General features: G+C 54.5%; 10 protein-coding genes. 6 read left to right on the top strand and 4 right to left on the bottom strand.

All coding sequences use genetic code 11. The annotated features are described in order from the left end of the window. Positions 1-4: 4 nt before the first annotated feature. From JJE66_RS26650 to JJE66_RS26640, 3 genes are all read right to left on the bottom strand, one after another. Positions 5-481, bottom strand: coding sequence for a dsDNA nuclease domain-containing protein (locus tag JJE66_RS26650; protein WP_200517425.1), 477 nt, complete (start codon positions 479-481; stop codon positions 5-7). A gap of 332 nt (positions 482-813) precedes the next feature. Further along, complete coding sequence (locus JJE66_RS26645) at positions 814-1,089, bottom strand: hypothetical protein (protein ID WP_200517424.1); 276 nt, start codon at positions 1,087-1,089, stop codon at positions 814-816. Further along, positions 1,089-1,475 carry a hypothetical protein gene (locus tag JJE66_RS26640; protein ID WP_200517423.1) on the bottom strand — a complete coding sequence of 129 codons (387 nt, stop codon included), beginning with the start codon at positions 1,473-1,475 and terminating at the stop codon, positions 1,089-1,091. The genes JJE66_RS26645 and JJE66_RS26640 overlap by 1 nt, the downstream gene beginning before the upstream one ends. 224 nt (positions 1,476-1,699) lie before the next feature. Between JJE66_RS26640 and JJE66_RS26635 the strand changes: the two genes are divergently transcribed. The 6 genes from JJE66_RS26635 (at position 1,700) to JJE66_RS26610 (ending at position 10,988) form a co-directional block, all read left to right on the top strand. After that, complete coding sequence (locus tag JJE66_RS26635; RefSeq protein WP_200517422.1) at positions 1,700-3,361, top strand: DNA cytosine methyltransferase; 1,662 nt, start codon at positions 1,700-1,702, stop codon at positions 3,359-3,361. 64 nt (positions 3,362-3,425) lie between these two features. Further along, the gene (locus tag JJE66_RS26630) at positions 3,426-3,860 is read left to right on the top strand and encodes a very short patch repair endonuclease (RefSeq protein WP_200517421.1); all 435 of its coding nucleotides are present in this window, start codon (positions 3,426-3,428) and stop codon (positions 3,858-3,860) included. A gap of 79 nt (positions 3,861-3,939) precedes the next feature. Next, a complete protein-coding gene (locus JJE66_RS26625; protein ID WP_200517420.1) occupies positions 3,940-5,439 on the top strand; it encodes an ATP-binding protein in 1,500 nt (499 codons plus the stop codon). Continuing rightward, on the top strand, positions 5,436-8,195 hold the full coding sequence (locus JJE66_RS26620; protein WP_200517419.1) for a Z1 domain-containing protein: 2,760 nt from the start codon (positions 5,436-5,438) through the stop codon (positions 8,193-8,195). The genes JJE66_RS26625 and JJE66_RS26620 overlap by 4 nt, the downstream gene beginning before the upstream one ends. Then, positions 8,192-9,208: a PD-(D/E)XK motif protein gene (locus JJE66_RS26615; protein WP_200517418.1), complete on the top strand. Its 1,017-nt coding sequence runs from the start codon at positions 8,192-8,194 to the stop codon at positions 9,206-9,208. The genes JJE66_RS26620 and JJE66_RS26615 overlap by 4 nt, the downstream gene beginning before the upstream one ends. Next, positions 9,201-10,988 carry an AIPR family protein gene (locus tag JJE66_RS26610; RefSeq protein WP_200517417.1) on the top strand — a complete coding sequence of 596 codons (1,788 nt, stop codon included), beginning with the start codon at positions 9,201-9,203 and terminating at the stop codon, positions 10,986-10,988. The genes JJE66_RS26615 and JJE66_RS26610 overlap by 8 nt, the downstream gene beginning before the upstream one ends. 295 nt (positions 10,989-11,283) lie before the next feature. Here JJE66_RS26610 and JJE66_RS38705 read toward each other — a convergent pair whose 3' ends face one another. Beyond that, the gene (locus JJE66_RS38705) at positions 11,284-11,712 is read right to left on the bottom strand and encodes a hypothetical protein (protein ID WP_200517416.1); all 429 of its coding nucleotides are present in this window, start codon (positions 11,710-11,712) and stop codon (positions 11,284-11,286) included. Positions 11,713-11,718: the final 6 nt, after the last annotated feature.

Here is an 11,718-nt window from a genome sequence, read left to right as displayed (position 1 = left end):
GTTCTCACCGAATGCTTACCTTAGCAATCACTTCGCTGTCCTTGGGACCAAGGCTCGCATGCGCAATGTTCCGATGGTCGCTGCTAGTCTTGGTGCCATCCGCCAGCGTGAAGCTGAAAATTGCGTTCGTTAGGAATGTGCAGCGCGTAACGGCCGATCCGAAAATGGTAGTGTGATGATACATCTTGCCAACCGGCGTGCCGGGGCTCTCGCCTTCCTTCTTGGCGAGGTTGGCAGCGGTCCATGGCTTCGACTGCTTGCCCTTGATCTGGAAGAACGCGATCTTATCGGGATCATCGGGGCCGGTGAGAATCGCGAGGTCGTCGAAATGATCAAATACGGCACGATAATCGGAGCCCGCTGCATGCCACTCTAGGACTTTGGCTAAACATACGTGCACCTGAAACGCATACCTTGCGCCTGTTCGGGGTCCCGACTTCTCGCGCGGCCTTGCTGTAACAAGCGCTGTCGCTAGCGTCATACCTTCCCCACTGCCCAAGGTTTTGCTCCCCGGCTGATGCTACTTTGCAGCCCGAGCCGCGCCAAGGGTTGTTCGTCTTCAAATGGATAACGGCAACAAGCCTTTAGGATAACTTGGATGCATCCTAAGTTCAGTCCGTGCGAACCAAAGGAACTTCACTGTGTAACACTCTCTGGGCAGAAGCGAAATTATACAGTAAAATCAACGGCGGATGGGCCGTCTTTCGCAATCCTTTCCTGGGCACCAGCAAGGCCCAGCTCTTGATAGAATTCCATAACACGCGAATCAGCGAAACCAGGCGATGCGCTGATACGTGTTGTGGGCAGATCGGCCTAAGCTGACATCGCCAGCAGCATGCCGCCCGGTCCGGCACGCAAATCCTGCTCGTAAATGAAAATTCGTCGGTGTGATAGCTGAAAACTGAAGCCGCGGCCAAGCGGCGCGTCGTCAACGATTCTGAGTAACTTGGCGTTCATGAGCTCTTGGCTGGCCACCAATTCTATCAGGTAGGTTTCACCTTCGCTTAGAAGCGGAGGGCTTACATTGACCACCGCGCTGGTCTTCAACTTGGCACGCAATGCTTTGATTGCTTGAACGCGATGCGGCATTAGGCGCTCCTGTTGTCGTAGAGCGGCTTCGCAGACTCTGTCCAATGAGCAGCCGGCCATACCCGGCCATTGTACGAAACGTGAGCTACAACAGATCCAGTATGGTCAACTATAAACGGTGCCGGCGTATTGCTGGCACCTTCACCGAATTTATCCCGTGCAGCACAGAACATCCGGGAAGCATGCTCGAATGTTGCCACCTCATAAGCGGTGTTATTGATGCACAAGAACATCACCCCGGTCCGGTCTTCGAGAAGTGCAATCCCTGTTCCAGAATAGCGAACGGCAGCTATCTCCGTTCGTTGGTTGACCTTCCTCGTCGAATTGGCGTCGCCCTCTCTCTCAGCATCCGTTCTGGTGACGTCCACCGGCCGTTTGCGCGACATGTGTGCCTCTTGATTCGCGGCGCCTGCTTCGGCGACCGGTCTGCCGTTAGCGCCTAACCAAGGCTTGCCGAGAGCAGGAAGTCGAGAGAAAACGGAGCAATCTTGTTGCTCTTTCAAGGGCATAGCGGAGAAATTTCTGCAATTGAGCTTGCAAGTGGGCCGCAAACCAGGGAAAAACGCGACGCGCGCGCCACGCCGGCTCGTTCGCCGTCAATTCCGGACCAATGGCAGAAAGTCCAAGAACAATACCCATCATTGACATCTTTGCTGGCCCAGGCGGGCTTAGCGAGGGGTTTCATTCGGTAAATTCAACGCGACACGAGGTAGACTTTTCGAGCGTACTTTCGATCGAGAAGGATCCTGTCGCGTGTGAGACGCTGCGGCTTCGCAGCTTTTTTCATCGGTTTTCTCCGGGGCGCGTTCCGGACGCGTACTACAAGTTCGTTCGTGGAGAAGTTTCACAGGAAGAGCTTCATCGATTCCCGCAATGGCACCAGGCGACGTGTCAAGTTTGGAACGCCGAATTGGGAAAGGTGCCTGCCGCTGAACTGCATATGCGGATTAGAGAGAGGTTGGGCCATGTCCAGGACTGGGTCCTGCTCGGCGGTCCACCGTGTCAAGCCTACTCTCTCGTCGGACGCGCGCGCATGACAGGTGTTGGGCATGCCGGCCGGACTAAAGGTGGCGATCTTGATTCATTGAAGCTGGATCGTCTTTCCAAATTCGCGAAGGATGTTCGTCACACGCTTTATCTCGAATATCTGAGAGTGGTGGCAGTGCACCAACCCGCAGTTTTCGTGATGGAGAATGTCAAAGGGATATTGTCGTCCAAGATATCAAAGGGCGACATGTCAGAGTTGGTATTCTCGCGCATACGGCGAGATCTTGCATCCCCTTGGGATGCTTTGGCGGAGGATCGTCTGCTACCGGAATTGGAAAAATTCAGAAGGGGCAGCAGGAAAAAGTATCGTCTGTATTCGTTCACTGTCGAGACAAGTAAGGATCCTGTATCCGACTCAGAGTTCCTTATCAGATGCGAGAAACATGGCGTCCCGCAGTCGAGACACCGCGTAGTTTTGCTGGGTGTCCGAGACGATATCCAAGGCAGACCTGCGATACTGAAGCAATACGGCACTGTTCGTGTCCGCGATGTCATTCGCGGGATGCCGGCGCTGAGAAGCGGGCTTTCGAGAGAGCAGGATAGCGCAAAATCTTGGCTCGATGCGCTGCGAGAATGTTTTCCCCGTAGTTTGCGAACTCAGGTCGCCAATAAGGGTGTGAGGAAGGTAATAACGAAGGCAATAGGCAGAAAGACGGTCAGGTCCTCTCGCGGACTGCCATTCCTTGATGCCTCCATACCGAAGGTCGAAACCAGCACGGCATTGCATCGCTGGTTGACGGACCGCAGGCTGGGCGGAATTCTCCAGCACGAATCCAGGTCACACATGAACTCCGATCTTGGGCGGTATTTATTTGCGGCAGCCAGCGCGTCTCGTATGGAACACAGTCCTAGGCTGCCCGACTGGCCGCGGTTTCTGCTGCCCAAACACCGTAATGTTGGCGGCTATCGATCTGGCCGCGGGAGGGCGGGAGGCATGTTCGTCGATCGATTCAAGGTCCAGATGTGGAGCCGGCCATCGTCAACGATAACTTCTCATATCGCAAAAGACGGACACTATTTTATTCATCCCGATCCGTTTCAGTGCCGCAGCTTGACTGTCAGGGAGGCGGCCCGGCTTCAGACGTTTCCGGATAACTACTTCTTCTGCGGAAATCGCACTCAGCAATATCATCAGGTCGGAAACGCCGTCCCCCCGTTTCTGGCGCTGCAAATGGCGGACGTGATCGCGGAGTTCTTATCAGGACAACAGTTCCGCGAGCGGTGATTCGTTGGGGAGTTATCGCCTACGGATTGGCGTTTCTGCCTCTGTATACCTAAATTATCTGCAAATGCCGGACGTTCATACCCCAGCGCAACGCAGCTACAATATGTCGCGAATTCGCGGCAAGGACACCAATCCTGAGAAAGTTGTTCGGTCGCTGCTTCGTGCCGAGGGATGCCGTTGTAGGGCCAATGTCAGGAATTTGCCGGGTAAGCCTGATCTCGTGCTGCCTTCCCTGAGGATTGCAATCTTCGTGCACGGATGCTTTTGGCACCGTCACAAGAACTGCCGGTTCACCACAAATCCAGTGTCTAACAATGAGTTCTGGATGAAAAAGTTTGCTCGCACGGTCGAGCGGGATCGCGAAAACGTCCGGGCTCTAAGAAAATCTGGCTGGAAAGTTCTTACCGTGTGGGAGTGCGCTGCAAAGCGGCGTCCTGATGAAGTGCGCAATAGATTGCTCCGCGCAATAAGTGCCAGTCGCTCGCTCAAACCAAAGTAGCAAAAGATCCTGAAAATTATGCCACTCTCAACCCCCGGTTGGTGCTATTCAATCTGAGTCTATGCGGGGGCGCTTAGGGTTGTCGACACGTTCAGTTCCTCCATCAGCTTCGGCGCTGGTCGCTTCGCTCCGCGGAGTGGGCTACTCGCTGGAAACGGCCGTCGCGGATCTGCTGGATAATTCCATTTCAGCGGGCGCGTCGAATATCGAGATTCACTGGGACTGGAACGACGGTCATCCTGTTGCGAGCCTTCTCGACGACGGCCACGGGATGACTGAAACCCAACTCGTTGAAGCTATGCGTTTTGGTGGCGTTGGGCCGGACGTCCAACGAGGCGAAGGTGATTTGGGCAGATTCGGTCTGGGTCTGAAGACGGCCTCGCTATCTCAATGTCGGCAGCTCACGGCAATATCCAAGTCCAAACCGAGGAACCCGGTTACCGCGTTCACTTGGGATATCGACCGCATTCGTCCGTCCGGAAGCGGCTGGAATTTGATCGAGGGAGATGAAGAATTTGATGGTGAGCTTTTACCAGCGCTGAAACGGGCAGCTAGTGGAACGCTCATCGTTTGGAGGAAGATCGACTTCGGCCGTAAAGTCGACAGGCCCGATCATGCAGCCTTCATGGCCGATTTGGAGCGCTTAGATCGTCACCTTGGAATGGTTTTTCACCGTTTCCTTGCCGGAGATGCGCGCAGACTGTCGATCAGAATTAATGGCAAGCGAATTGATGGCTGGGACCCCTTTCTCGAAAAGCATGAAGCGACAATTCGTAATCCCGAGCAGCCAATTCAAGGTCCGGGAGGTCGCGTTTTGGTGCGAGGGTATGTTCTTCCGCACCGTGACCGTTTCAGGAATTCGGACGAATTCGAAAGTGCAGGCGGCCCGGAAGGCTGGACTGCTCAGCAGGGTTTCTATGTCTATCGCCAGAAGCGACTGCTTTCTGCTGGAGGATGGCTTGGTCTCGGCGGAAGTCGGACCTGGACGCGCGACGAATCCAGCAGGCTCGCGCGCATCCGTGTGGACATCCCAAACAGTGCGGACCACGACTGGCGCATTGATATCCGCAAGGCCATAGCACGCCCTCCCGACGCTATCAGAAGGCGACTGCAGGGACTCGCCGAGGATATCCGGCGGAAGGCCCGAGAGGTCTTCGTTCACCGAGGGCAGTACGCTCCGCGGACGGCGGAAGGAGCGGTATCAAGAGTCTGGCAGATAAATCCAGCTGGATCGAAGCGACGCTATGTCATTCGTCCAGAACATGAGCTAATCGCGCTTTTGAAAGAGCGTCTCTCCATCGGGAATTACAAACTTCTCGAATCCCTGCTTGATCTGATTGAGAGGACCGTGCCGGTTGATCGGGTCTGGCTGGACGTAACAGAACAAGGCGTTCCTGCCGAAGAAGAAACAGACAAAAAGGAGCTGTTCAGTGCAGCCCTGTCCATGACCCGACTGATGGAAAAGGCTGGGATGACACTGCACGAGGCGACCGCGAGAGTCTCTGCAATGGACCCGTTCAACAAAGTTGAACATCTCGCAACCCAACTTACTCAGAAGTCGAGCGAGGTGCGAGAATGACGCCGATTGAGCAGACGGTTGCCTCCATGGCTCTGGTGACGCTGCGCCAGCGGCATGCCGCAAACGCCATTGGTGCTGATCAGATTCGGACTGCCGTTCAAGACTGCATGAAGCTGCTGTCACAGAGCTGGCCGGATGATGAGACTGCAAAGATCGTTGCCGATCTCGAGACCAAGCTCGTCATAAAAGTGGGCAGCGCCACTCTGCTTGTGGATAACAGAGGTCACGTGCCTTGGTACTTCGGCGATCGGAAGGCAGGTCGTCGATTCTTCAATAGATACATTGAGTATCTGAAACACGATCAAGGTTGGGCGCCCGCGGCGATAGATTCCATCGACGCCACCACCGATCTGGTTATGGAACAGCTCGAGGATCCGAACCGTGAAGGCAGCTGGGACCGAAGAGGTTTAGTTGTCGGTCACGTGCAGTCCGGTAAGACCGCCAATTATGCAGCCCTGGCAAATAAGGCCGCTGACGCCGGATTTAAGCTCATCGTCGTGCTGGCCGGAATGCACAACGCTTTGCGGCAGCAAACGCAGCGTCGTCTGGATCGAGATGTGCTGGGATACGACACTACGCCAGCGAGCGGCGGGCAGGCATACCGGGTTATTGGAGTAGGCGATTTCGACGGCAGCATTCATGCGGAACACGCCACGACCCAAGTCGTCAACGGTGATTTCAACCGGGCTTTTGCTGATAATCTGGGAATGGGAGTTCAGCAGCGGCCGGTCCTTCTGGTCGTAAAGAAAAATGCGCGAATTCTGCAGAATCTGAACACTTGGGTGAGTGAGGTTCTCAAGCGGCGCGGCGATACAGATTCACGGCCCCTTTTAATTATCGATGATGAAGCTGACCAGGCGTCCGTCGATACTGGAGAGCAGGAGTTTGACGCGAACGGACTGCCCGATCCCGACTACGAGCCCAAAAAGATCAATGGTCAGATCCGCCGCCTTCTCGTGGCCTTTTCGCGACGTGCTTACGTTGCTTACACGGCGACCCCGTTCGCAAATGTATTGATTCATGACGCCGCTGCTGCTGACGGGTTTGGCGATGATCTGTTTCCGAGAAGCTTTATTGTCAACCTTCCGACTCCATCTAATTATGTCGGCCCAGGTCTGGTATTTGGGCTCGACGGGGCCAAAGAAGAGTTGGAGACGATCGATTGCGTCCGACATGTAGATCAGGACGAAGAAAAGTGGCTTGAGCCGGGTCATAAGAAGATAGCTGTTCCGACCTACGACAGTGATTCTGGTCTTCCTCCCTCATTGGAGAAAGCAATTCTGGCGTTCATTCTCGCCTGCGCTGCCCGCTCGGCCAGAGGTCAGTCGAAGTCTCACAATTCAATGCTGATACATGTCTCGCGTTTTAAAGATGTGCACCAGCGGGTATTTGCGCAGGTCGATGGTTGGGTAAGCGGCGTCAAGCGTGTTCTCAAGTACAGAACGGGTGGCCGTCAACTATTCGATCAATTGAGGACTCTGTGGATCGAGGACTTCGAGAAAACATCGGCTGATGTACGAGCCCTTTCGGTCGGCGGATCGCTTCCGATCACTACGTGGGCAGAAATCGAGCAAGAACTTGCGAACGCTGCCGACAAAATACGAACGCAGGTCGTGAACAGCGAAATGCGAGATGCGATCGATTACGACGGCAACTCTGACGTCGGTCTAAGCATTATCGCCATAGGTGGCGATAAATTATCAAGAGGGCTCACGTTGGAGGGACTAACGGTCAGCTATTTCCTGCGTGCTTCAAAGATGTACGACAGTCTGATGCAGATGGGCCGTTGGTTTGGGTATCGACCAGGTTACATTGATCTTTGCAGGCTCTATCTTACTCCTGAGCTTGAACTGTGGTTTCGGCACGTTGCCAACGCCGCAGAGGAACTACGTGATCGCCTGGATCACATGGCGATGATCGGCTCGACCCCGGAGTCGTATGGTCTCCGAATCCAGTCGCATGAGATCATGCTGGTTACTGCGCAGAATAAGATGCATCACTCGGAGGAGTATCAGGTTTCCTTTGCCGGAGAGGGAAAGATTCAGACAGTGTTCTTTGACGACCCTGCCACCAACGGCAGAAATGCGCGTTCGGTTGTGGCATTTCTTGATCGCGCGGGTTGGGCGGCCGACCCGGAGGGAAATAAGATGAGCGGAGATGCGCTCAGAAAGTTCGGAGGGCGAAGAACGTTCTCAGGCGTGGCCGGTACCGATGTGGCATCGTTTCTTGCCGGCCTGGAATTCCACGAAGATTCACGTGACGTAAACGGTGGTCGTCTCGCCGATTACATTCGAGCGCAGCTCCTGTCTAACGAGCTGGTCAGCTGGACCGTTGTAGTGCTTCCGGGCGCAGGTGAAACCCTCAGCGTAGACGGCTGGGACTTCGTAACAGTGGAACGAGCGCCTGTATCGACGCACCCGCGGTACGTAATCAAAACGGTACTCTCGCCTCCCGACGAGGCCCTCGATCTTACGAAGGAAGAGCTTCAGCTTGCTCTTGAACTCACAAACAAGAAGCGCCTGGAAAAGAACAAGTCAGAAGCTACTGTTCCCGACGGACCTTCGATTCGAGAGGTTCGCGGCAGAGGGTCGAAAGGTGGCCTTCTCCTTCTTTATCCTCTGTCTCCTAAAAACGCCGGTCTCCCGGAAATAGACGTGCCTATCTTTGGAATCGTAGTAAGTTTCCCTGAATCCAAAAGCGCCAAGTCTGTCAAATACCGGTTCAATACCGTCGGACAGTATCAGCTGCTGGCATGAATATTGTTGCAGAACTGAACGCCAGGTGGAATGAAGCTGCGCGCACGGCTCCGAGTGGTCATGAGTGGCGCGGGGTCGCTCTCTCGGTTTACGCACCGGTACGCTTGCTGGCGGCCGTTCGCGAACCCGATGGGCATATCACGCTGCTGATCGAAGCACCCATGAGCGCGGCGCCTTCCGTAAGGCTGCGCTTCGAAACTCAGGGCCTTAGTCTGACCGAGCATAGACGCCCGGCGGAAAATGTCTTCCGTATCGCCGTTACGCTCGAACGACAGGAGCTCAAGGACGTATTTGAAGCGCTGTGTGCGGACCTTGTAGCGGTTGTGTCACCCGTCGTGACGGCGGTTGCAGCCTTTGCAGCCATGACCAAGCGACTGGAGGCGTGGCAGGCCTGCCTTCGCGTGCGAAAAGGTGGCCTGTCGCGAGAGGAACGGATTGGACTTCTCGGTGAGCTTGTGATGCTGCGGCTTTTCGCCGAGGTGGCTGGATATAATACCGCGGTCGAAGCCTGGAAGGGACCTATAGACGGAATACACGATTTCATGGCGGGCGGAGCGGCTGTTGAGGTCAAGAGCGTCTTGGGCATCGGATCCCATCTTCATATTTCGCGCTTTGACCAGCTTGAGATGACTGGATTGTCGAGTCTTACGATTAGCCGCGTGCGTTTCCGTGAGGGACAGGACGGGATAAGTCTGCCGGGCCACATCGAAGGCATTCGTCGAGAAATCGCTAACGCTTCACCGGCTGCAGTTCCGGACTTCGATAACAAACTTCTTCGCGCGGGATACCTGGATCTTGATGGGCAGCTGTACAGTTCGGCCTGTTTTGTCCAAGAGGTTCTGTACTGCTACGCGGTGGATGAGAAATTTCCCAGAATTGCGCGAGAAGACATCCCGCCTGCTGTGGTGGACGGATCTTACATCTTGGACGAAAGGGCACTTTCCAGCTTTCGACAGGGTCGCGATTATCTTTGTCAGGTTGTTCGCATGAATGTCGGAGCTGCGCATGATTGATCTCCCCTTGGAAACCTTCGCAAGGGAGCTGGCTTCCGAAGTAGATGAAGCTGTTCTGTCAGGGCAGGAGAGTCCGTATCACGAACAGGAGTTTACAAGAATTGTTCTGGATCGGCTAGCGGATGATGGCGCGCTTGAGAATCCGATTGCACTTTGGCAGGAAGGTAGCTTTGGGCGTACGGTCTACAAAATCAACGGCTATTCGATTCCCGAAGACGAGGAGCGTCTCGTATTGATCACGACGGTCTATACCGGAGAATCAATTCCCCGTGCTTTGTCTCGCGACGAAATACTGAGGGCCTGCTCGCAGGCGATGAAGTTTTACGAATGTAGCCGCAAAGGACTTCACAGGCAGATTGAGCCGGCAAATACTGATGCCAGCGATCTGGCACGGCGCATTTTCGATGCTGGAGAACGGATTGGTGTGCTGAGGGTGATCGTCATCTCGGACGGGCTGACTGGTCTGAAATCGATTGACCTCAGAGACGCCTATGATGGCACGCGGGCGATTGTTGACCTCTTTGGTATTGAGCAGCTGCACCGCATACTGGGTGAAGGTTTAACTCGGGACGATATTTCTATTGATTTGGAGGCCGATAGCCAAGCGTTGCCTTGCTTGAAGGCAACCACTGAAAGCGCCGACTATGAGGCCTATCTTACTGTCATTCCTGGAGCAGTTCTTGCCGATATCTACGAAAAATATGGTACGCGGCTTTTGGAACTGAATGTTCGTGCGTTTCTAGGCCTGCGGGGAAGGAAAAGCGTAAACGCAAACTTGCGCCAGACGATCCGCGAAGAACCAGCCCGGTTTCTTGCATACAACAATGGCATTGTTGCAACTGCGGATTCGATGGAAATCGGAGTTGCTCCGTCAGGCTTACTAGTTATCAGATCTCTGCGAGGATTTCAGATCGTGAACGGTGGGCAGACTACCGCCAGCCTCCATCGGGCGCTTCGGCAGGATAAAGCGGATCTGAGCGATATCCAGGTGCCTGCGAAGATCATCCGGGTCGGAGAAAGTGCCAATCTCGATAATATGGTTGCGGCTGTCTCTCGTTCGGCAAATAGTCAAAACACCGTTCAACCCGCCGATTTTTCCGCCAACGAGCCTTTTCATGTTGCCGTGGAAAGCCTTGCTAACAACATTTGGCTGCCGGATGGCAGCGGTCGTTGGTTTTATGAACGAGCTCGCGGAAGCTATGGAGCGGCGGAATTCGCATCATCCGCAAAAGCGGAGAGAAGCCGGCGTTTCGCACGGGAGACGCCTAAGGAACGACGTTTTTCAAAGACGGATTTGGCGAAATACCTGAACGCGTGGAATGGTGCACCGCATCTGGTAAGCTATGGAAGCCAGAAGAATTTCCAATATTTCATGCAGTCGATGAAGGAAATTCATCCCGACGGATTTTTGCCCGACGAAAATTGGTACAAGGCATTCATAGCGAAAACGATTCTGTTTCGTTCCGTGCAGAAAATAGCAAAGGCGCAGAAATTCCCCGCCTATCAGGCGAACATTGCGGCCTATTCCGTTGCGTGGCTAGCTTGGGCAGCCGAAGAAGCGATGGATTTTGACCTGATCTGGAAGAAGCAGCAGATTTCGCTCGAACTTGCGGATATGACGGCGGATTGGGTAACGAAGGCCGATGTGGCCCTTCGCAGATCCGCCGGAAACCGGATGCCAAGCGAGTGGGCCAAAAAAGAAGATTGCTGCGAGGATATGCGCGAGCGAGCTCCGCGGCTGCTAAAGCGGAGACCTCCGGAACTTGCGAGAGCTCCATAATGCGAGAGCCCGTAAGACAGGAGGTCGGTCGTCCGGCCAGAATTTTTAAGATCGAGAGATGAAAGCTCAGTGCGATACTCGACTCGGACACTAGATATTTGTAACAAATTGAACCATGCCCGCAAAGCCCGGCCATGATCGTTTTCAGGCAAATGATTGATCGGTAAGGCTAACTCGCAACGTGAATTCAGTTCGAGCGTACGCGAAGAGACCTGACAACTGAGGCGTGGTCCGGTCGAATATGCTTCGGTTTGGCCAAACCGCGCCCTGCGAGCCACGCGCCAAGATCCGAGAACTACCCGAGAGACTTCCGTTGCTCGCACCACGCTAGTGGCAGCAGCTTCGGGATCTTACTGAGTGAAACTGAACTTTCCCCGCGCAAGACGGCAGTCAGCATCTCGGGACTGAGATAGGCAAGCCTGAGGCTTTGGCGAATGACCTTTGGGTTGTAGTTTGCTGATCCCGCGAGCTCTTCGATGGAAGCGTGATTGCCGCTGGAAAGCGCGGCAAGCCATGCATGAGCTCTGATGATCGATTTCAGAAGCTTGGGATCAGATTTGACGTCGCCCGCCGCTTGTAGGACTTCCGCTCGCTCTCTTGGTTTTGCGGCCCAAGGGACATTGATCTCGCCTTTGCTGATCGAGTCGTCGTTCAACTTAATCTGAACGCTGCCGTCTGAAACGGTTACGCAGTCGACGTGGGCAAGCAGTTGTTCACCCTTCATCTCGTC

Origin of the sequence: Bradyrhizobium diazoefficiens, assembly GCF_016612535.1 — a bacterium.
Taxonomy (GTDB): Bacteria; Pseudomonadota; Alphaproteobacteria; order Rhizobiales; family Xanthobacteraceae; genus Bradyrhizobium; species Bradyrhizobium diazoefficiens_C.
Note: the sequence above shows the minus strand (reverse complement) of the source record. Positions and strands in the feature narration are given on the sequence as shown.

Excerpts from the sequence above, each read along its gene's own strand:
- JJE66_RS26645 (WP_200517424.1), bottom strand. The coding sequence starts at position 1,089 with ATGCCGCATCGCGTTCAAGCAATCAAAGCATTGCGTGCCAAGTTGAAG.
- JJE66_RS26640 (WP_200517423.1), bottom strand. The coding sequence starts at position 1,475 with ATGTCGCGCAAACGGCCGGTGGACGTCACCAGAACGGATGCTGAGAGA.
- JJE66_RS26610 (WP_200517417.1), top strand. The coding sequence starts at position 9,201 with ATGATTGATCTCCCCTTGGAAACCTTCGCAAGGGAGCTGGCTTCCGAA.
- JJE66_RS26635 (WP_200517422.1), top strand. The coding sequence starts at position 1,700 with ATGGCAGAAAGTCCAAGAACAATACCCATCATTGACATCTTTGCTGGC.
- JJE66_RS26630 (WP_200517421.1), top strand. The coding sequence starts at position 3,426 with ATGCCGGACGTTCATACCCCAGCGCAACGCAGCTACAATATGTCGCGA.
- JJE66_RS38705 (WP_200517416.1), bottom strand. The coding sequence starts at position 11,712 with ATGAAGGGTGAACAACTGCTTGCCCACGTCGACTGCGTAACCGTTTCA.
- JJE66_RS26650 (WP_200517425.1), bottom strand. The coding sequence starts at position 481 with ATGACGCTAGCGACAGCGCTTGTTACAGCAAGGCCGCGCGAGAAGTCG.
- JJE66_RS26620 (WP_200517419.1), top strand. The coding sequence starts at position 5,436 with ATGACGCCGATTGAGCAGACGGTTGCCTCCATGGCTCTGGTGACGCTG.
- JJE66_RS26615 (WP_200517418.1), top strand. The coding sequence starts at position 8,192 with ATGAATATTGTTGCAGAACTGAACGCCAGGTGGAATGAAGCTGCGCGC.